Raw genomic sequence first — 18,292 nt, 5'->3', positions numbered from 1 at the left:
CACGTCCGTGGCGACAAAAACGGTGCCCGGCAAGGGAGTAGACCTAGACTTTACAAGGTGAAGTTAAAGTCTTACTTGAAGTTTGCCGCGTAGCCGCTAGAATCCTGTATCTATATTGATGGCAAACCGCCTGCGTGCTCCGCAGGCGGTTTTGTTTCTGTCCATTCGGCAGAGAAAGCCGCAGCCAGATCAGGATGTTCTGCTTATGACGATGTCGGCCCGCCTCACAGTGATTTTCTTCGCAGCGCTGCTCAGCGCCTGCGCCAGCCGCACTTCGCCGCCTGCGCCAGTGGTACGCGCTCCGGTGGTATTCGGGCCTTCCCAAGCTTTTTCGCCTGCTGCTGAAGACGTGCTGTTTCGCGCGCTGGGTCTGGTTGGCACGCCTTATCGCTGGGGCGGCAACACACCGGATTCCGGGTTTGATTGCAGTGGTCTGATCGGTTTCGTCTACCGCGATGCCGCCGGTATCTCCTTGCCGCGCTCCACCCGCGAGATGATCGTGATGCAGGCGCCGAATGTCGGCAAAGAGGGTTTGCAGACTGGCGACCTGATCTTCTTCGCCACCAATGGCGGCTCGCAGGTCAGTCATGCGGGGATCTACGTCGGCGAAGGGCGCTTCGTGCACGCGCCAGCCACCGGCGGCACGGTGAAGCTGGACAGTCTGTCGAAGGCGTACTGGCAGAAGGCGTACCTGAGTGCCAAGCGGGTGTTGCAGCCGGAGCATCTGGCGCATAACCCGTAGAAAAATAGCAGCCATTCCAATGTGGGAGCGAGCCTGCTCGCGAAAGCGGTGTATCAGTCAACCCAATGGAGGCTGACACTACGCATTCGCGAGCAGGTTCGCTCCCACAGTTGTTTCAGGTCAGGCAAAAGTTACTTGGCGGACGAAACCCGCCAAACCTTGTTCCCCACATCGTCCGCCACCAGCAAACCACCTTGCTGGTCGATCACCACGCCTACCGGGCGACCCAAAGCGTTCTCGTCCTTGTCGAGGAAACCGGTCAGCACATCCACCGGTGCTCCGTTCGGCTTGCCGGCCGCGAACGGTACGAAAATCACTTTATAACCACTGTGCGGTTTGCGGTTCCACGAGCCGTGTTGACCGATGAACGCGCCTTCCTTGAACTGCGCCGGCAGGCTGTTGCCTTCGGCGAAGGTCAGGCCCAGCGAGGCAGTGTGCGGGCCGACGGCGTAGTCCGGGGCGATAGCTTTGGCCACCAGATCCAGATTTTGCGGCTTAACTCGCACATCCACGTGCTGACCGTAATAGCTGAAGGGCCAGCCATAGAAGCCACCGTCCTTGACCGAGGTGATGTAGTCCGGCACCAAGTCGCTGCCGATCTCGTCACGCTCATTGACCGCTGTCCACAGCGCACCCGTGGTCGGTTCCCACGCGAGGCCGTTGGGGTTGCGGATGCCCGAGGCGAAGATCCGGTGGTTGCCGGTGGCGCGATCAACTTCCCAGATCGCCGCGCGACCTTCTTCTTTATCCAGACCATTCTCGCCGACGTTGCTGTTCGAGCCGACAGTGACGTACAGCTTGCTGCCGTCCTTGCTGGCGATGACATTTTTGGTCCAGTGATGGTTCAGCGTGCCGCCCGGCAGATCGGTGACTTTGATCGGCTGGGTCTTGATCTCGGTCGCGCCGGATTCGTAGTGGAAGCGCAGCAGGCGATCGGTGTCAGCGACGTACAAATCGTTACCGACCAGGGTCATGCCAAACGGCGAATTGAGATTTTGAAGAAACACCGTGCGGGTCTCGGCCACGCCGTCGTGGTCGGCGTCTCGCAACAGGGTGATGCGGTTTGGGCTCGGCACACCAGCGCCGGCCTTGCCCATGACTTTCTTCATCACCCAGCCACGAATGCCGCTGCTGTCGTCAGGCTTGGGCGGAGCGTTGGTTTCCGCCACCAGCACGTCACCGTTGGGCAGCACGTAGAGCCAGCGCGGATGATCGAGGCCTTCGGCGAATGCTGCGACCTGCGTGCCGGCTGCGGCGGTCGGTTTACCGCCGGCGGGCCAGCCGACCGCCGGGGCGATGTTCACCGTCGGGATCAGGGTTTTGTTTGGTTCAGGCAGCTTCGGTGACGGACCGGTGCCGTCAGAAACTTGCAGGCTGGAGGATTCACCGCAGGCGGCGAGCCCTCCGGCGAGGGCGATGACGAGAGCGAGTTGGGTTTTGCGCATTACTGATCTTCCCTATGAATGCATGCCTAATCATAGAGGAGTGCGCGCACCCGATGGTTCAACCGCTCAACCACGGGCCTCTTTGAACAGCACGGCGATGCCTGGGTGATAGTTACCCGCTTCGCTGCGCAACTTGCGGTAGGCGTAGGGGAAATACCAGGCCACGGCGCAGCAGTGTTCCTTTTGCAGGTCGTCGACCATGTCCTGCAACTCTTCGGGGCTGGCGCTGTGTTGGGCTTTTTGCGGGGCGACGAACAGGCAACCGAGCTTGAGGTCGCTGGCAAAACTGATGCGTTTGGCGTCGCTGGTGATGTCCAGCAGGGCCTGGGTCAGATTAAGGTTGTTGACCCGTGGCCAGCGCTGGGTCGTCTGAAGGTAGGCGCGGTCTTCGGCGCCGGCGATGAACAGATCGGCGCGGGCATTGCGCTCGCCATCCTCGTTCTGCTTTCGGGTCGAGGTATCACAAAGGGTCACCAGCTCGGCCATCCAGGCTGCCGCGGAGAGCAAGCCGAGATTGGCTTTCTCGTCATGCCAGTAAGGGGTGTCGTTGTCGCCGCGTACAGCGTTGTAGCGGTCGATACAGTCAAACCAGCGTTCAAGCATCGGGCGCAGGAATTCCAGGCGCGGGTTGCTGATGATCATGCCTTGCATCGTCATCATCCTTATTGTTGTGGTGTGCTTTTTCAAACAAAAGCATGGCTCTTTGATATCACTTGTCTCAGTGTGGCACAAGATTGGCGTCAGATAATTGATCGACGGCAGTTATTCGCCCGACGGCCCCCTCTTTAATTGACGCTCCACCCCCAACCCTCTAACCTTCGCGGCTTGTTTCAGGTGCTCTGTGACGCGTGTCGACAGAGTGAAACAGGGAAGCCGGTGAGGGTTGTCTTCAGGCGAAGCACGATCACGATCCCGGCGCTGCCCCCGCAACGGTAAATGAGTGAAAACTGTGCATTGAGCCACTGTGTCGACGACGCGGGAAGGCGCGCAGTCAGGCGATTCGCCGCTCATGAGCCCGGAGACCGGCCTGATCCATCCAGCGGCATCACGGTGGGCGATGCCAGGCTTTTTGCCGTCTATTCTTGTGCCTGCCCGCCGTTATCCAGCCTCAACGGAGAGCTCCCCCATGACCGATTCCCCCGAGCGCGACGAACGCCATCTGGCGCGTATGCAGCGCAAAAAAGCCGTGATCGACGAACGCATCGCCAATTCCCCTGACGAGTGCGGCCTGGTGCTGGTGCTGACCGGCAATGGCAAAGGCAAAAGCAGCTCGGCGTTCGGCATGCTCGCCCGCGCCATGGGCCATGGCATGCAGTGCGGCGTGGTGCAGTTCATCAAGGGTCGCAACAGCACGGGCGAAGAACTGTTCTTCCGCCGCTTCCCCGAGCAAGTGCGTTTTCACGTGATGGGCGAGGGCTTCACCTGGGAAACCCAGGATCGCCAGCGTGACATCGCCGCCGCCGAAGCCGCGTGGGAAGTGTCCCGCGAGCTGCTGCGCGATCCGTCGATCGGCCTGGTGGTGCTGGACGAATTGAACATCGCCCTCAAGCACGGTTACCTCGATCTGGATCGAGTGCTCAGCGACCTGCAGGCGCGTCCGCCGATGCAACACGTAATCGTCACCGGTCGCGCGGCCAAGCCGGAAATGATCGAGATGGGCGATACCGTCACCGAAATGGGCATGCTCAAACACGCCTTCCAGGCCGGTATCAAAGCGCAGAAAGGCGTCGAACTTTGAATCAACCACGTCACTGCCCGGCGGTACTGATCGCCGCGCCGGCCTCCGGTCAGGGCAAGACCACCGTCACTGCCGCGCTCGCTCGCTTGCATCGCAATCAGGGGCGCAAGGTGCGCGTGTTCAAGTGCGGCCCGGATTTCCTCGACCCGATGATTCTCGAGCGCGCCAGCGGTGCGCCGGTGTATCAACTGGACATGTGGATGGTCGGCGAGCAGGAAAGCCGCCGCCTGTTGTGGGAAGCCGCCGCCGAAGCCGATCTGATCCTGATCGAAGGCGTGATGGGCCTGTTCGACGGCACGCCGTCCAGCGCCGATCTGGCGCGGCATTTCGGCGTGCCGGTACTCGGCGTGATCGACGGCACCGCCATGGCCCAGACCTTCGGCGCATTGGCGTTGGGGCTGGCGCGTTACCAGCCGGACCTGCCGTTTGCCGGCGTGCTGGCCAACCGTGTCGGCACCTTGCGTCATGCGCAATTGCTCGAAGGCAGCCTCACCGAAGGTTTGCGCTGGTACGGCGCATTGTCCCGCGAGACCGGGATCGAGTTGCCGAGCCGCCATCTCGGTCTGGTGCAGGCCAGTGAACTGAATGATCTGGATCTGCGTCTCGACGCGGCGGCTGAAGCACTGGCCAGCAGTTGCGAGGTAGCGCTGCCACCGGCCGTGGAATTCGCCGCGCCTGAAATGATCAGCGCTGAACCGCTGCTCGACGGCGTGCGCATTGCTGTCGCTCGCGATGAGGCCTTTGCCTTCACCTACGGCGCCAGTCTCGACCTGTTACGGGCGATGGGCGCCGAGTTGAGTTTCTTCTCGCCGATCCGCGATACCCAACTGCCCGAGGCCGACAGTCTGTATCTGCCCGGCGGTTATCCGGAATTGCACCATGTCGCGCTATCGCAAAACGTGGCAATGCTTGATGCAATCCGTGCGCACCACGCCGCCGGCAAACCACTGCTCGCCGAGTGCGGCGGCATGCTCTATCTGCTCGACGCGTTGACCGACGTTGACGGCACCCGCGCCGAACTGGTGGGGCTGCTGCGCGGTGAGGCGGTGATGCAAAAACGTCTGGCGGCACTGGCACTGCAAGCGGTGGATCTGCCGGAGGGCTCGCTGCGTGGGCATACCTATCACCATTCCCTGACCAGCACCGAACTGACCCCGATTGCCCGGGGCATCAGCCCGAATGGCGGGCGCGGGGCGGAGGCGGTTTATCGGGAGGGGCGGATGACAGCGTCGTACGTGCATTTTTACTTTCCGTCGAATCCGACGGCGATTGCCGCGTTGTTTGCGCCAGAATGTCAGGCCGCCTTCGCGAGCAGGCTCGCTCCCACAGGGGATCGCGTTTCTTGAGCAAGCACCCCGTCCAATGTGGGAGCGAGCCTGCTCGCGAAGAGTCCATGACCGACAACACATTCTCCGAAGCCGAGCGCCAAGCCGTCTACCGAGCCATCGCCGAACGCCGCGACATGCGCCACTTCACCGGCGGCACGGTCGAACCGGAGCTGCTGCGCCGTCTGCTGGAAGCCGCGCATCAAGCGCCCAGCGTCGGTCTGATGCAGCCATGGCGCTTCATCCGCATCAGCGATCGCGCCTTGCGTGGGCAGATCCAGAGCCTCGTCGAAGAAGAACGCTTGCGTACCGCCGAAGCCCTCGGCGAGCGCAGTGACGAGTTCATGAAGCTCAAGGTCGAAGGCATCAACGACTGCGCCGAAGTCCTGGTCGCGGCGCTGATGGACGATCGCGAAAAACATATTTTCGGCCGTCGTACGCTGCCGGAAATGGACATGGCCTCGCTGTCCTGCGCGATTCAGAACCTGTGGCTGGCGTCCCGTGCCGAAGGGCTGGGCATGGGCTGGGTGTCGCTGTTCGAACCGCAGGCACTGGCCGATCTGCTGCAGTTGCCGGCCGGGGCCAAGCCGTTGGCGGTGTTGTGTCTGGGGCCGGTCAAGGAATTCTATCCGGCGCCGATGCTGGTACTCGAAGGGTGGGCGCAGGCGCGGCCGCTCAATGAGTTGCTGTACGAAAATTATTGGGGAGTGAGTCAATGAGTGTGGCGTTGTTGAGTGTCGCCGCGGTCGCGCTGGATGCGCTGCTGGGTGAACCGAAACGCTGGCATCCGCTGGTGGCGTTCGGCAATTTTGCCGGGCGCATCGAGCGCCGTTTCAATGCGGGCGGGCGTGGCTGGCGCAGTCACGGGGTCACCGCCTGGGTGATCGCGGTGCTGCCGCTGACCTTGCTCGCCACCGCGTTTTCCTGGGCACCGTATGTAGGCTGGATCGTCGAGATTCTTGCGCTGTATTGCGCCCTCGGCATGCGCAGCCTCGGTGAGCATGTCGCGCCGGTAGCCGCCGCCTTGCGCGCTGATGATCTGGAAGAGGCGCGCAAACGCGTCGGCTATCTGGTCAGTCGCCAGACCAGCGAACTGGACAGCACCGCCGTCGCTCGCGCCGCGACTGAATCGGTGCTGGAAAACGGCAGTGACGCGGTGTTCGCCGCGCTGTTCTGGTTTGTCGTGGCCGGCGCGCCGGGCGTAGTGCTCTATCGCCTGAGCAATACGCTCGACGCTATGTGGGGCTATCGCAACGAACGCTTCGAACGCTTCGGCTGGTGCGCGGCAAAAATCGACGACGTGCTCAACTATATTCCGGCCCGGCTGGTGGCGCTGACCTACGCGCTGCTGGGCAACACCCGGCTCGCCTGGAAATGTTGGCGCAGCCAGGGCCCGCAATGGGACAGCCCGAATGCCGGTCCGGTGATGGCGGCCGGTGCCGGTGCATTGAATGTCGAACTGGGCGGCCCGGCGATCTATCACGGCGAACTGCATGAGCGTCCGCAACTGGGCGAAGGTTCGACGGCCGATGCCGATTCGATTGATCGCGGCTGGCAATTGGTCCAGCGCGGGGTATGGTTATGGCTGCTGATTCTCTGCGTGGGGGCTGAATTCTATGCTTGAGCACGGTGGCCGGCTGCGCAAGGCTGCACTCGATTACGGGATTGCCGAGGCTGACTGGCTCGACCTCTCCAGCGGCCTCGCGCCGTGGCCGTTTGCGGTGCCGGAAATTCCGCTGCGCGCCTGGGCACGCTTGCCGGAAACCGATGACGGGCTGGAACAGGCCGCGTGTGATTACTACGGCGCTTCGCAGGTGCTGCCGGTGGCCGGTTCGCAGATGGCGATTCAGTTGCTGCCGCGTTTGCGCCGCGCCGGCAAGGTCGGTGTGTTGTCGCCGTGTTATGCCGAGCACGCCGAGGCCTGGCGCCGCAGCGGTTACATCGTGCGCGAAGTGCTGGAGCAGGAAGTCGAATTCTTTCTCGATAGCCTCGACGTGCTGGTGGTGGTCAATCCGAACAACCCCACCGGCCTGAGTCTGACCCCGGCGCGGCTGCTCGACTGGCACGCGCGGCTGGCCCAGCGTGGCGGCTGGCTGGTGGTCGATGAAGCGTTCATGGATAACACGCCGCAGCTGAGTCTGGCGCCGCATGCCAACCAGATCGGATTGATTGTGCTGCGTTCCTTCGGCAAGTTTTTTGGTCTGGCCGGGGTGCGTCTGGGCTTCGTGCTGGCCGAGCGTAAATTGCTCAGATTGCTCGCGGAGCAGGTCGGGCCCTGGGCGGTCAGCGGGCCGACGCGGGTGCTCGGTCAGGCTTGCCTGCAAGACACCGAAGCGCACACCCGGCAACGCATTCGCAGCGATGAAGCCAGTGAACGCCTCGCGTTGTTGCTGGAGCGCTATGGCTTCAAACCCCACGGCGGTTGCGCGTTGTTTCAGTGGCTGATCACCGAGCACGCGCCTGCGCTGCACGAGTTCATGGCCCGACGCGGGATCCTCCTGCGCATCTTCACCCACAACAGCAGCCTGCGTTTCGGCCTGCCTGCCAACGCCGCTGAAGAAGCGCGTCTCGAACAGGCGCTGCAAGCTTTCGCCAAGGAAACCCAATGACAACCTTGATGGTTCAGGGCACCACGTCCGATGCCGGTAAAAGTACGCTGGTGACGGCGCTGTGCCGCTGGGCCACCCGTCAGGGTGTGGCGGTGGTGCCGTTCAAACCGCAGAACATGGCGCTCAACAGCGCGGTGACCGCCGACGGCGGCGAGATCGGCCGGGCGCAAGCGGTGCAGGCACAAGCCGCGCATCTCGAACCGCACACCGACATGAACCCGGTGCTGCTCAAGCCCAACAGCGATACCGGCGCGCAGGTGATCATCCATGGCCGCGCGGTCACCAGCATGAACGCGGTGGCGTATCACGACTACAAAGCCATCGCCATGCAGGCGGTGCTCGCGTCGCATCAACGGCTCAGCGCGGCGTATCCGCTGGTGATGGTCGAAGGCGCTGGCTCGCCGGCCGAGATCAATCTGCGTGCCGGGGACATCGCCAACATGGGCTTTGCCGAAGCGGTGGATTGCCCGGTGCTGCTGATCGCCGACATCAATCGAGGCGGCGTTTTTGCGCATCTGGTCGGCACGCTGGAGCTGCTGTCGCCGAGCGAGCAGGCGCGGGTCAAGGGCTTCATCATCAACCGTTTTCGCGGTGACATCGCCTTGCTCCAACCGGGCCTCGACTGGCTGGAACAGCGCACCGGCAAACCGGTTATCGGTGTGCTGCCGTACGTGATGGACCTGCATCTGGAGGCCGAGGACGGCATCGACCAGCGCCAGACCGACAAGGCCGAGCAAGTGCTGAAAGTGGTGGTACCGGTGCTGCCGCGCATCAGCAACCACACGGACTTCGATCCGCTGCGTCTGCATCCGCAGGTCGATCTGCAATTCATCGGCCCGGGGCAGGCTATCCCTGCCGCCGACCTGATCATCCTGCCCGGCTCGAAAAGCGTGCGCAGCGACCTCGCGTATTTGCGTGCTAATGGCTGGGACACGGCGATCAATCGGCACCTGCGTTATGGCGGCAAGTTGCTGGGGATCTGCGGCGGTCTGCAAATGCTCGGAGAGCAAGTGCACGATCCGCTGGGGCTGGAAGGCGCGTCGGGTTCGAGTGCCGGCCTGGGTTTGCTGGCGTTCGACACCACGCTGGAAGCCGAGAAGCAGTTGCGCAATGTCCGTGGGCATCTGGCGCTGGAAAACGCCGAGGTCAGTGGCTATGAAATCCATGCGGGCGTGACGGTGGGGCCGGCGCTGGAGAATGCGGCGGTGCATCTGGATGACGGTCGTTGCGACGGCGCGCAGAGTCTGGACGGGCAGGTGTTCGGCACTTATCTGCACGGCTTGTTCGAGTCGCCGCAAGCCAGTGCCGCGTTGCTGCGCTGGGCCGGGTTGAGCGAAGTGCAGGAGGTGGATTACCACGGCTTGCGCGAGCGCGATATCGAGCGGCTGGCGGATCTGGTGGAGCAGCATCTGGATACTGAATTGTTGCGTCAGCTCTGCGGGATTTAGGCTGGCTGTTACGGCCTCTTCGCGAGCAGGCTCGCTCCCACGTTGGAACGCATTCCCATGTGGGAGCGGGCTTGCTCGCGAAGGGGCCGGTTGCCTCAATACATAAATGACAGAACATCTCCATCCACCACAGGGGAGTGAGGTGTTTCAGCCACTGCGGTCACTGTGGGAGCGGGCTTGCCCGCGAAGAGGGCGATTGCCTCAACACATAATTTTCAGGATGTCCCCATGCTCCAACTGATCCTCGGCGGCGCCCGCTCCGGCAAAAGTCGCCTGGCGGAAAAACTCGCCAGCGACAGCCATCTGGCGGTCACTTACATCGCCACCAGCCAGCCGCTGGACGGTGAAATGAACGAACGCGTCGCCCATCACCGCGCCCGGCGTCCGGCCGAATGGGCGCTGATCGAAGAACCACTGGAGCTGGCCCGCGTCCTGCGCGAGAACGCCAGTGCCGAGCGTTGCTTGCTGGTCGACTGCCTGACCCTGTGGCTGACCAATCTACTGATGCTTGATGACGCCGCGCGTCTCGCCGCCGAGCGCGACGCCCTGCTGGACTGCCTGGCGTCATTGCCGGGGGAAATCATTTTTGTCAGCAACGAGACCGGAATGGGTGTCGTGCCGCTGGGCGAATTGACTCGCCGCTACGTCGATGAAGCCGGTTGGCTGCATCAAGCTCTGGCCGAGCGTTGTCAGCGAGTCGTCCTGACCGTCGCCGGCCTGCCCCTGACCCTGAAAGGACCTGCGTTATGACTCAAGCGTGGTGGTTGAACCCGTGCCAATCCGTGAATGCCGAGATCGTTGAACAGGCGGCGGCGCGCCAACAGCAACTGACCAAACCGGCCGGCTCCCTCGGTCGCCTCGAAAGCGTGGCGGTGCAATTGGCCGGATTGCAGGGGCAGATCAAACCGACGATTGAACAGGTGTGGATCGCGATTTTTGCCGGTGATCACGGGGTGGTCGCGGAAGGCGTTTCCGCGTTCCCGCAGGAAGTCACCGGGCAGATGTTGCTCAACTTCGTCAGCGGCGGTGCGGCGATCAGCGTGTTGGCGCGGCAGCTCGATGCACAGCTGGAAGTGGTCGATCTGGGCACCGTGACACCGACGTTGAATCTGCCGGGTGTGCGTCATCTGAACATCGGCCCGGGCACAGCGAATTTCGCCAAAGGCGCGGCGATGACCCGGGCGCAGGGCGAACTCGCCTTGCAGGCCGGTCGCGACAGCGTGCTGCGGGCCAAAGCCGCTGGCGCTCAGTTGTTCATCGGCGGCGAAATGGGCATCGGCAACACCACCGCCGCCAGTGCGCTGGCCTGTGCTTTGCTCGACTGTCCGGTGGTGCACCTGACCGGTCCCGGCACCGGGTTGAATGCCGAAGGGGTCAGCCATAAAGCACAGGTGATCGAACGCGCACTGGCGCTGCACGCGGCGCAACGTGGCGATGCGCTGCAAACCCTGTTCAACCTCGGGGGGTTTGAAATCGCCGCACTGGTCGGCGCGTACCTGGCGTGTGCGCAGGAAGGCGTCGCGGTGCTGGTCGACGGCTTTATCTGCACGGTCGCCGCGTTGGTCGCGGTGCGGCTGAACCCGGCCTGCCGCGAGTGGCTGCTGTTCGGTCATCGTGGGGCCGAGCCGGGCCATCGCCATGTGCTGGAAACCCTTAACGCCGAACCGTTGCTGGAGCTCAGCCTGCGTCTGGGCGAGGGCAGCGGCGCGGCATTGGCCGTGCCGCTGTTGCGTCTGGCCTGCGACCTGCATGGGCAGATGGCGACGTTCGCCGAAGCCGCAGTGGCGGATCGTCCGGCATGACCTTGCGTCTGGACCTGCTGCGCCACGGTGAGACTGAACTGGGCGGTGGGCTGCGCGGTAGCCTCGATGATGCGCTCACGGAAAAGGGTTGGGCGCAGATGCGTGTGGCGGTGATCGCGGGCGGGCCGTGGGATCGCTTGATCAGTTCGCCGCTGCAGCGTTGTGCACGGTTTGCCGCAGAGCTGGGCGAGCAACTGAATTTGCCGGTGCAGTTGGAAACGGATCTGCAGGAACTGCACTTCGGCGTCTGGGAGGGGCAGAGCGCTGCGGTGTTGATGGAGACCGATGCCGAGGCACTGGGGTTGTTCTGGGCCGATCCGTATTCGTTCACGCCGCCGCAGGGTGAGCCGGTCAGCGATTTTGCTGAACGTGTGCTGGGCGCGGTTGCGCGGTTGCATCAGGCCTATGCCGGTGAACGCGTTTTGTTGATCAGTCATGGCGGCGTGATGCGTCTGTTGCTGGCGCAGGCGCGAGGTTTGCCGCGTGAGCAGTTGCTCAATGTCGAAGTCGCGCATGCTTCGCTGTTTGCGCTCAGCGTCGAAGCAGATGGCGTGCTCAAGGAAGGTCACTGAGATGCTGCCACTGTGGATCGCCCTGCAATTTCTCAGCAGTTTGCCGATTCGTCTGCCGGGTATGCCGGAGCCGCAACAGCTCGGGCGTTCGCTGGTGTTTTATCCGCTGGTGGGGTTGCTGTTCGGAGGGATCCTCTGGGCATTCAACCTGGCGTTGGCCGGCGCGCCGTTGTTGCTGCATGCGGCGCTGTTGCTGACGGTGTGGGTGCTGCTCAGTGGCGCGCTGCACCTCGATGGTCTGGCTGACAGTGCCGATGCCTGGCTTGGCGGTTTCGGTGATCGCGAGCGCACGCTGACGATCATGAAGGATCCGCGCAGCGGGCCGATTGCCGTGGTGACGCTGGTGTTGGTGTTGCTGCTGAAGTTCTGCGCGTTGCTGGCGCTGATCGAGCAGGGGGATGCGGTGATGTTGATCATCGTGCCGTTGCTGGGGCGGGCGGCGCTGCTGGGGCTGTTTCTGACTACGCCGTATGTGCGGGCGGGAGGGTTGGGGCAGGCGTTGGCTGATCATCTGCCGCGCAGGATCGGTTGGTGGGTGCTTGGGGCGAGTGCGCTGGCGTGTTTGCTGATTGCCGGGGTGAAAGCGATTGCTGCGCTGGTTGTCGCGTTGGTCGGGTTCGTCTGGCTGCGGCACGTGATGATGCGGCGGCTGGGCGGGACTACGGGCGATACGGCCGGGGCGTTGCTGGAGTTGCTGGAGATGGTGGTGTTGGTTGGGGTGATGTTGGTCTGAATACTTATGTTGCCTGGTCTGGCCTCTTCGCTGGCAAGCCAGCTCCCACAGGTATTGAGGGCGTTTGCAAATTTGTTGAGCACTTGCAAAAACTGTGGGAGCTGGCTTGCCAGCGAAGGCGGTGTGTCAGACACCAAAAACTTCATTGATAAACTCATGTGTAACTTGATTTAACACAGTCGCGGGTATATACACGCATCATGCTTCCTTCTCAGTGTTTGTGCACCAACCTGCGTCGCGCCGCTCGTGGCGTCAGCAGGCATTACGACGGCGCTCTCGACGGCTTCGGGATCAACGTTGCCCAGTATTCTTTGCTGTGCAACCTGCAGCGTCTGGATCAACCGAGCATCTCGGAGCTGGCCGAAGCCATGGGCCTGGATCGCAGCACCCTGGGGCGCAACCTGCGGGTGCTCGAAGGCGAGGGCCTGGTGGCGCTGGCCGAGGGCGAGGACATGCGTAACCGCATCGTCCGTCTCACCGAAACCGGTGCACAGCGCCTCGCGGCGGCGCTGCCGGCCTGGGAAGCGGCGCAACAGCGATTGATCGATCGTCTGGGCGCCGAGAAGCGTGAAACCTTGCTGCGACTGTTGGATGAACTGGCCTGAGGGCCGGTTTTTCCGGATTTAAGCGGGTATATACCCGCGAACGGAGAATAACAATGACATCGATGTGGCGTACGTGCGGTTGGGTGTTGCTGGGAAGTGCGCTGATTCTGGCGTTGTCATTGGGCGTGCGGCACGGCTTCGGTCTGTTCCTGTCGCCGATGAGTGCGCAGTTCGGCTGGGGGCGCGAAGTGTTTGCCTTCGCGATCGCCTTGCAGAACCTGATCTGGGGTCTGGCGCAGCCGTTCACTGGCGCGCTGGCTGACCGTTTCGGGGCGGCGAAAGTGGTGCTGGTCGGCGGCGTGCTGTATGCCGCGGGCCTGGTGTGCATGGGGCTGTCCGATTCGGCACTGACCCTGTCGCTGAATGCCGGTCTGTTGATCGGTATCGGTCTGTCCGGTACGTCGTTCTCGGTGATTCTCGGCGTGGTCGGTCGTGCGGTGCCGCCGGAAAAACGCAGCATGGGCATGGGCATCGCCAGTGCCGCCGGCTCATTTGGCCAGTTTGCGATGTTGCCGGGCACGCTGGGGTTGATCGGCTGGCTCGGCTGGTCGGCGGCGCTGTTGGTACTCGGTTTGCTGGTGGCGATGATTGTGCCGTTGGTGAGCATGCTCAAGGACAAGCCGCTGCCGGTACTCGGTCATGAGCAGAGCTTGTCCGAAGCGCTGCGCGAAGCCTGTTCGCACTCAGGGTTTTGGCTGTTGGCGTTCGGCTTTTTCGTCTGCGGCTTTCAGGTGGTGTTCATTGGCGTGCATCTGCCGGCCTATCTGGTTGATCAGCATCTGCCGGCAACCGTCGGCACCACAGTGCTGGCGCTGATCGGGCTGTTCAATATCTTCGGCACTTACACCGCCGGCTGGCTCGGCGGGCGCATGTCCAAACCGCGTCTGCTGACGGCGTTGTACCTGCTGCGTGCGGTGGTGATCGTGCTGTTCCTGTGGCTGCCGGTGACGACGACCTCGGCGTACCTGTTCGGCATGGCCATGGGTTTCCTGTGGCTGTCGACGGTGCCGTTGACCAACGGCACGGTGGCGACCTTGTTTGGCGTGCGTAACCTGTCCATGCTCGGCGGTATCGTGTTCCTGTTCCATCAGCTCGGTTCGTTCCTCGGCGGCTGGCTGGGTGGGGTGGTGTATGACCGTACCGGGAGTTATGACTTGATCTGGCAAGTGGCGATTCTCTTGAGTCTGCTGGCAGCCGCGCTGAACTGGCCAGTGCGCGAGCGTCCTGTGGCACGTCTGCAGCCGGCTGTCGGCGCCGTATGAAACGCTCCTGGCCACAAATCGCCTTCACCGCACTCGGCGTGCTGTTGCTGGCGCTGGTGTGGTGGGGCTGGCATCAGGGCGGCCTGGCGTTAATGCAGTTGGGCCTGGGCGCTTGCTTGTAGGCTTGGATGGCGAGTAACGTCGGGAGTCTGATGACTGCTCAAAGGATGCCCCGACATGCTCATGCGCTGGTGTGCTGTACCCGCGTTGCTGATGGCGTTGACCGGACTGGCCCAGGCCGCTGACTGTCCGGAGGCGCTGCAAGGTTCGTTGCCCAAGTTGCGCGCCAAGGAATCCGTCGATCTGTGCCAGCGCTACGCCGGCAAGCCGCTGGTGGTGGTCAATACCGCCAGTTTCTGCGGCTTCGCCCCACAGTTCGAGGGCCTCGAAGCGCTCAATCAGCATTACAAGGCGCAAGGCCTGGAAATGCTCGGCGTGCCGTCCAATGACTTCAAGCAGGAGTCCAGGGACAGCGCCGAAACCGCCAAGGTCTGCTACGCCAACTACGGCGTGACGTTCACCATGACCGAACCGCAGAAAGTCCGTGGCGACGATGCTACTCACCTGTTCAAGGTGCTGGCCGAACAGAGCAGCGCGCCGAAGTGGAATTTCTACAAGTATGTGATTGATCGACAGGGCAAAGTGGTTGCCAATTTCTCCAGCCTGACCAAGCCGGATGACCCGGAGTTTATTGCGGCGATCGAGAAAGCTATCGCCTCAAAACCCCTGCAACCATGAAGATGCATGTCTTTGCCCCGTTCCTGTAGGAGCTGCGGCACGCTGCGATCTTTTGATTTTAAAGATCAGAATCAAAAGATCGCAGCGTGCCGCAGCTCCTACAGTGGCGGTCATGCGGGAACAAAAAAGCCCCGCTTTCTGCAAAGAGAGCGGGGCTTTTTTGTGGGCGAGGGTTTAGCCTCGCCGTGCAGCATCAGAAGCGGTAAGTTGCGCCAACACCGAAACCGTTTGCCGAGTTTTCATACTTGGCATCGTAGGTCTGGCCACGATCGTTCTGGTTGTGGATCTTGACCGACTCTTCCTTCAGGTACGAGTAAGCCACGTCGATGGTCAGGTCTTCGGTCGGGCTCCAGCCGGCACCGATGCTGAAGATCGTGCGGTCGCCAGTAGGAATGCGTGGCGAACGGTCGACGTTGTTGGTCGGCGACTGGTCGAAGGTCAGACCGGTACGCAGTACCCATTCCTTGTTCAGCTGGTACGAAGTACCCACGGCATAAGCCCAGGAGTCGTGCCAGTTCTGCTCTTCGGTGATCTCGCCGAACTGACCGGCCAGCAGCGGCTGTACGCCCGAGTTTTCAACGGTGATCTTCTTCAACTGGCTCCAGCGGGTCCAGGTCGAACCGGCGTAAACGTTCCAGCGATCGTTGATCGCCTGAGTGACCGAGAAGTCCACAGATTCAGGGGTGGTGATCTTCAGCGAAGCGTCGTACTTCTGCTGGGCGCTTAGGCCGACGGCGCCCAATACGCCGTAGTTGACCTTGGTGTTGCCTTCGAGCTTGTAATCGACTTTCGAGTGGTAGGTCAGACCCAGACGAGTGGTGTCGGTGGCCTGTACCAGCACGCCGATGTTGTAACCCAGCGCGGTGTCGTCACCCTTGATCTTGACCTTGCCGTCCGGCGCAGCCTGAGTAATCGACAGGTTGGATTCCAGCGTGCCGTCGATGCGGTTGATGGTCGGACCGAAACCGATCGACACCACGTCGTTGAACTTGTAGCTGACAGTTGGCTGGAAAGTGATGACTTGTACTTCGGACTTGCTGCCGAAGTAACGGCCGCCAAAGCCTTTTTCGTAGTCGGTAATCAGACCGAACGGCACGTACACGCCGAGGCCGAATGCCCAATGCTCATCGATCGGTTTGACGTAGAAGCCCATAGGTACAGAGGTGAAGGGCACCATGTCGCCTTTGTTGCTGCCGCCGTTAGGGCTGGAGCTGGCGTCGCTGATATCGGTCTTGGCATCGAGGAATGCAACACCGCCGGTGACTTGTTCGCGCGTGAGGCGCGACATGCCGGCAGGGTTGCCATAAACAGTGCTTGCGTCGTCGGCAGAAGAGGATCGCCCAGCGTAACCAGTGCCCATCCCGCTGATGCTGTGTTCGTTGATGGCAAAGCCAGCTGCGAAGATCTGGGTGGATGCCATGGTAACGGCGAGGCTAAGGGTGGTTTTGAGCATGACTTTTTTCATTATTAGAACTCCTGGTGATCACCGGGGCGAAAATTACCAACATTTTCGTCCCAGCGCTATAGTCCGTATGGCTTGAGTTAGAGCGGTTTTGTAGGACAATCCGACCAGATTCGCGACCTGTTGAGCGATCTTCTGAAACTCGCCAGTCAACACGCGACCTGATTCACCGGTGAAACACAGGTTTGCCAGGCGTAGGTGAAGTCGCGCAGACGACCTTGCGGCTGGAAGGTCTGACGCCAGATTCGCGCCATGCCCAGCAGATCGTCCGGGGCGGGGAGGGGGGTGTGTTGTTCTTCTACCAGCAGCCAGGCGATGGCGGTGGCGTAACGCAGGTTGACGGTCAATTCCAGGTGCGGGCCGCTCAAAAAGGCATGTTGGCTGGCGAGGCCGCGAACCAGGCTCGCACGCTCCGGATCGAGTGCCAGATAGTGATCCCAAAGGGCCTGGTGGCGGTGCTCGGCAATCCGGTAGAGGCCGTGGCCACGGCGGTCATGCAGGGCGGAACCGAGGGCGGACTGGCTGGCGGCAATGCCCAGTAGCAGGGATTCGGCAGTTGCGCAGTGGCGTCCCAGATAGATCAGTGTGGGACGGATCACATAGCGGCACAGTTCGCTGGCAGCGATACCCATAAAACCCTCGGATCTTGTAATTGGCCGGCGATACCTGAAAGGGCCTTGGCAGCAGTGGATCGACTCAGGCTCGCCGAAAGCGGATCAAGCCGCTTGAGTTGAAGTGTAGTGTCATATTCGCGACGTAAAGGCCTGTTTTTAAAATATTTCCGGCAGCGAGCCACAGGCGTTATATCCGAAGGTGCTTAGGCGTGAATGGCTAAAAGCGAAATATCGGGCAATAAAAAACCCCGCATTTTGTGCGGGGCTTTTGCTTTTGCAGCCTTTTCGGCTCTCAGGCAATCAATGCCTGACGCGTACGATCAATAATGGCCTGCAGCGGTTCGGCGCTGGAGTACTGATCTGGGTACAGACGCTCGCTGTGGCGAGCGATCCCGTGTTCATTGACCACGGTGAAGCTGAAGCAGCCTTTGCGAGCGGCCATGATCAGGCAGTTCATTGGGGCAAAAGCGTTGGTTAGGGTGCGAATGGCATCCTGAGTCTGGATTTGAGTAGACATAGTTATTAGGTGTTCCTACAAATGACACGGATAAGAGCCGTGCAACGTTAAAACGTTCCAGTAATGTCGACCACCATTGGTCGAACAAAGAACCCGACTGGAACAAAGCAGCCAGTTTGAAGCGCTATTAAGTTGGCGCGCTTGGGCTGGCAGGTAGGTACTTAGGAGGACAGGCAACACATCGAGGGCAAAGGTTCTGGGCCCGGGGTGAAGATCCTGATCAATTTGCAGGCTGGTTCGGTCAGAGTAAGTGGTCTTCGCAACACCCTTTGCATTCATTCAAAGGCAGTGTCGGCGCAAGATTTACCTGGAAACCATCGAGGGGTCGTTCCCGCTTTTTTCGGTGAAGGGCTTCTGGGAAGAAGGTTGACCGTGGGGATGTGTTCGACCGGAATTGACTTTCAGCTTGGTACTAACGCCGCGGATAGTAACGGAACGTCCTGGGCAATGCAAACCCGGCGGCAAAAAAAGATTTCGGTCGGTGGCGCGGATCACCGGGGACAGGGCTGGCCCCTTCGCGAGCAGGCTCGCTCCCACAGGAGAACGGGGCCGATTGCAGGAGCGAGCCTGCTCGCGAAGAAACCATCCGTCGCCACAAAAGCGTGCAGCCATGCCCAGCGCCAACCCGCTTATCCCCAGTCCGAGGCGCAAAACGGGCCAAAAAAGCGCATCGATATAAC

Annotated in this window: 20 protein-coding genes and 1 riboswitch; of the genes, 15 read left to right on the top strand and 5 right to left on the bottom strand. The window is 61.7% G+C overall.

Going from position 1 to position 18,292, the window contains the following annotated elements:
- Positions 1 to 205: 205 nt before the first annotated feature.
- Positions 206 to 742, top strand: a complete 537-nt coding sequence (locus ACM6I7_RS02320; RefSeq protein ID WP_414887890.1) for a C40 family peptidase — start codon at positions 206 to 208, stop codon at positions 740 to 742.
- Between the two features lie 131 nt (positions 743 to 873).
- Here ACM6I7_RS02320 and ACM6I7_RS02315 read toward each other — a convergent pair whose 3' ends face one another.
- Together ACM6I7_RS02315 and ACM6I7_RS02310 are read right to left on the bottom strand one after the other, a co-directional pair.
- A complete protein-coding gene (locus ACM6I7_RS02315) occupies positions 874 to 2,187 on the bottom strand; it encodes a PQQ-dependent sugar dehydrogenase (RefSeq protein WP_096797404.1) in 1,314 nt (437 codons plus the stop codon).
- 66 nt (positions 2,188 to 2,253) lie between these two features.
- Positions 2,254 to 2,838 carry a hypothetical protein gene (locus tag ACM6I7_RS02310; protein WP_414887888.1) on the bottom strand — a complete coding sequence of 195 codons (585 nt, stop codon included), beginning with the start codon at positions 2,836 to 2,838 and terminating at the stop codon, positions 2,254 to 2,256.
- A 164-nt stretch (positions 2,839 to 3,002) separates the two neighbouring features.
- A riboswitch (cobalamin riboswitch) is annotated at positions 3,003 to 3,233 on the top strand.
- Positions 3,234 to 3,313: 80 nt separating this feature from the next.
- Between ACM6I7_RS02310 and cobO the strand changes: the two genes are divergently transcribed.
- From cobO to ACM6I7_RS02240, 14 genes are all read left to right on the top strand, one after another.
- Positions 3,314 to 3,925 (top strand): cob(I)yrinic acid a,c-diamide adenosyltransferase, encoded by a 612-nt coding sequence (cobO, locus tag ACM6I7_RS02305; RefSeq protein WP_027614057.1) that lies wholly within the window; start codon positions 3,314 to 3,316, stop codon positions 3,923 to 3,925.
- On the top strand, positions 3,922 to 5,271 hold the full coding sequence (locus ACM6I7_RS02300) for a cobyrinate a,c-diamide synthase (protein WP_414887887.1): 1,350 nt from the start codon (positions 3,922 to 3,924) through the stop codon (positions 5,269 to 5,271). The genes cobO and ACM6I7_RS02300 overlap by 4 nt, the downstream gene beginning before the upstream one ends.
- Before the next feature lie 47 nt (positions 5,272 to 5,318).
- Positions 5,319 to 5,969 (top strand): 5,6-dimethylbenzimidazole synthase, encoded by a 651-nt coding sequence (bluB, locus tag ACM6I7_RS02295; protein WP_414887886.1) that lies wholly within the window; start codon positions 5,319 to 5,321, stop codon positions 5,967 to 5,969.
- Positions 5,966 to 6,874, top strand: a complete 909-nt coding sequence (cbiB, locus tag ACM6I7_RS02290; RefSeq protein ID WP_414887885.1) for an adenosylcobinamide-phosphate synthase CbiB — start codon at positions 5,966 to 5,968, stop codon at positions 6,872 to 6,874. The genes bluB and cbiB overlap by 4 nt, the downstream gene beginning before the upstream one ends.
- Positions 6,867 to 7,859, top strand: coding sequence for a threonine-phosphate decarboxylase CobD (cobD, locus tag ACM6I7_RS02285; protein WP_414887884.1), 993 nt, complete (start codon positions 6,867 to 6,869; stop codon positions 7,857 to 7,859). Before cbiB ends, cobD begins: the two co-directional genes overlap by 8 nt.
- Complete coding sequence (locus ACM6I7_RS02280; RefSeq protein WP_414887883.1) at positions 7,856 to 9,307, top strand: cobyric acid synthase; 1,452 nt, start codon at positions 7,856 to 7,858, stop codon at positions 9,305 to 9,307. The genes cobD and ACM6I7_RS02280 overlap by 4 nt, the downstream gene beginning before the upstream one ends.
- A gap of 228 nt (positions 9,308 to 9,535) precedes the next feature.
- Positions 9,536 to 10,057, top strand: coding sequence for a bifunctional adenosylcobinamide kinase/adenosylcobinamide-phosphate guanylyltransferase (cobU, locus tag ACM6I7_RS02275; RefSeq protein ID WP_027614063.1), 522 nt, complete (start codon positions 9,536 to 9,538; stop codon positions 10,055 to 10,057).
- On the top strand, positions 10,054 to 11,109 hold the full coding sequence (cobT, locus tag ACM6I7_RS02270; protein ID WP_414887882.1) for a nicotinate-nucleotide--dimethylbenzimidazole phosphoribosyltransferase: 1,056 nt from the start codon (positions 10,054 to 10,056) through the stop codon (positions 11,107 to 11,109). Before cobU ends, cobT begins: the two co-directional genes overlap by 4 nt.
- A complete protein-coding gene (gene cobC / locus ACM6I7_RS02265) occupies positions 11,106 to 11,681 on the top strand; it encodes an alpha-ribazole phosphatase family protein (protein ID WP_414887881.1) in 576 nt (191 codons plus the stop codon). Before cobT ends, cobC begins: the two co-directional genes overlap by 4 nt.
- A gap of 1 nt (position 11,682) precedes the next feature.
- Positions 11,683 to 12,414, top strand: a complete 732-nt coding sequence (locus ACM6I7_RS02260) for an adenosylcobinamide-GDP ribazoletransferase (RefSeq protein ID WP_414887880.1) — start codon at positions 11,683 to 11,685, stop codon at positions 12,412 to 12,414.
- A gap of 200 nt (positions 12,415 to 12,614) precedes the next feature.
- The gene (locus ACM6I7_RS02255) at positions 12,615 to 13,019 is read left to right on the top strand and encodes a MarR family winged helix-turn-helix transcriptional regulator (RefSeq protein ID WP_007950413.1); all 405 of its coding nucleotides are present in this window, start codon (positions 12,615 to 12,617) and stop codon (positions 13,017 to 13,019) included.
- Between the two features lie 53 nt (positions 13,020 to 13,072).
- Entirely contained in the window at positions 13,073 to 14,281 is a 1,209-nt protein-coding gene (locus tag ACM6I7_RS02250) for an MFS transporter (RefSeq protein WP_414887878.1), read from the top strand.
- Positions 14,278 to 14,403: a hypothetical protein gene (locus ACM6I7_RS02245; protein WP_257012810.1), complete on the top strand. Its 126-nt coding sequence runs from the start codon at positions 14,278 to 14,280 to the stop codon at positions 14,401 to 14,403. Before ACM6I7_RS02250 ends, ACM6I7_RS02245 begins: the two co-directional genes overlap by 4 nt.
- A 55-nt stretch (positions 14,404 to 14,458) precedes the next feature.
- Positions 14,459 to 15,019, top strand: a complete 561-nt coding sequence (locus ACM6I7_RS02240; protein WP_414887877.1) for a glutathione peroxidase — start codon at positions 14,459 to 14,461, stop codon at positions 15,017 to 15,019.
- Between the two features lie 193 nt (positions 15,020 to 15,212).
- On the opposite strand, the gene ACM6I7_RS02235 is transcribed toward ACM6I7_RS02240, so the two are convergent.
- The 3 genes from ACM6I7_RS02235 to ACM6I7_RS02225 form a co-directional block, all read right to left on the bottom strand.
- Positions 15,213 to 16,484 (bottom strand): OmpP1/FadL family transporter, encoded by a 1,272-nt coding sequence (locus ACM6I7_RS02235; protein ID WP_027614069.1) that lies wholly within the window; start codon positions 16,482 to 16,484, stop codon positions 15,213 to 15,215.
- A gap of 146 nt (positions 16,485 to 16,630) precedes the next feature.
- Positions 16,631 to 17,113 carry a hypothetical protein gene (locus ACM6I7_RS02230; RefSeq protein WP_007962906.1) on the bottom strand — a complete coding sequence of 161 codons (483 nt, stop codon included), beginning with the start codon at positions 17,111 to 17,113 and terminating at the stop codon, positions 16,631 to 16,633.
- Between the two features lie 274 nt (positions 17,114 to 17,387).
- Positions 17,388 to 17,612 (bottom strand): hypothetical protein, encoded by a 225-nt coding sequence (locus ACM6I7_RS02225; protein ID WP_007962908.1) that lies wholly within the window; start codon positions 17,610 to 17,612, stop codon positions 17,388 to 17,390.
- Between the last annotated feature and the right edge of the window lie 680 nt (positions 17,613 to 18,292).

The sequence above is a fragment of the Pseudomonas sp. IT-93MI4 genome (assembly GCF_949767635.1).
Classification (GTDB): domain Bacteria; phylum Pseudomonadota; class Gammaproteobacteria; order Pseudomonadales; family Pseudomonadaceae; genus Aquipseudomonas; species Aquipseudomonas putida_A.
Note: the sequence above shows the minus strand (reverse complement) of the source record. Positions and strands in the feature narration are given on the sequence as shown.

What these genes read in the sequence shown, in the direction of transcription:
- ACM6I7_RS02225 (WP_007962908.1), bottom strand. Translation starts at nt 17,612, where the DNA reads ATGTCTACTCAAATCCAGACTCAGGATGCCATTCGCACCCTAACCAAC.
- ACM6I7_RS02320 (WP_414887890.1), top strand. Translation starts at nt 206, where the DNA reads ATGACGATGTCGGCCCGCCTCACAGTGATTTTCTTCGCAGCGCTGCTC.
- cobT (WP_414887882.1), top strand. Translation starts at nt 10,054, where the DNA reads ATGACTCAAGCGTGGTGGTTGAACCCGTGCCAATCCGTGAATGCCGAG.
- ACM6I7_RS02260 (WP_414887880.1), top strand. Translation starts at nt 11,683, where the DNA reads ATGCTGCCACTGTGGATCGCCCTGCAATTTCTCAGCAGTTTGCCGATT.
- ACM6I7_RS02280 (WP_414887883.1), top strand. Translation starts at nt 7,856, where the DNA reads ATGACAACCTTGATGGTTCAGGGCACCACGTCCGATGCCGGTAAAAGT.
- ACM6I7_RS02315 (WP_096797404.1), bottom strand. Translation starts at nt 2,187, where the DNA reads ATGCGCAAAACCCAACTCGCTCTCGTCATCGCCCTCGCCGGAGGGCTC.
- ACM6I7_RS02250 (WP_414887878.1), top strand. Translation starts at nt 13,073, where the DNA reads ATGACATCGATGTGGCGTACGTGCGGTTGGGTGTTGCTGGGAAGTGCG.
- cobU (WP_027614063.1), top strand. Translation starts at nt 9,536, where the DNA reads ATGCTCCAACTGATCCTCGGCGGCGCCCGCTCCGGCAAAAGTCGCCTG.
- ACM6I7_RS02240 (WP_414887877.1), top strand. Translation starts at nt 14,459, where the DNA reads ATGCTCATGCGCTGGTGTGCTGTACCCGCGTTGCTGATGGCGTTGACC.
- ACM6I7_RS02255 (WP_007950413.1), top strand. Translation starts at nt 12,615, where the DNA reads ATGCTTCCTTCTCAGTGTTTGTGCACCAACCTGCGTCGCGCCGCTCGT.
- ACM6I7_RS02245 (WP_257012810.1), top strand. Translation starts at nt 14,278, where the DNA reads ATGAAACGCTCCTGGCCACAAATCGCCTTCACCGCACTCGGCGTGCTG.
- bluB (WP_414887886.1), top strand. Translation starts at nt 5,319, where the DNA reads ATGACCGACAACACATTCTCCGAAGCCGAGCGCCAAGCCGTCTACCGA.
- cobD (WP_414887884.1), top strand. Translation starts at nt 6,867, where the DNA reads ATGCTTGAGCACGGTGGCCGGCTGCGCAAGGCTGCACTCGATTACGGG.
- ACM6I7_RS02235 (WP_027614069.1), bottom strand. Translation starts at nt 16,484, where the DNA reads ATGAAAAAAGTCATGCTCAAAACCACCCTTAGCCTCGCCGTTACCATG.
- cobC (WP_414887881.1), top strand. Translation starts at nt 11,106, where the DNA reads ATGACCTTGCGTCTGGACCTGCTGCGCCACGGTGAGACTGAACTGGGC.
- ACM6I7_RS02230 (WP_007962906.1), bottom strand. Translation starts at nt 17,113, where the DNA reads ATGGGTATCGCTGCCAGCGAACTGTGCCGCTATGTGATCCGTCCCACA.
- cbiB (WP_414887885.1), top strand. Translation starts at nt 5,966, where the DNA reads ATGAGTGTGGCGTTGTTGAGTGTCGCCGCGGTCGCGCTGGATGCGCTG.
- cobO (WP_027614057.1), top strand. Translation starts at nt 3,314, where the DNA reads ATGACCGATTCCCCCGAGCGCGACGAACGCCATCTGGCGCGTATGCAG.
- ACM6I7_RS02310 (WP_414887888.1), bottom strand. Translation starts at nt 2,838, where the DNA reads ATGCAAGGCATGATCATCAGCAACCCGCGCCTGGAATTCCTGCGCCCG.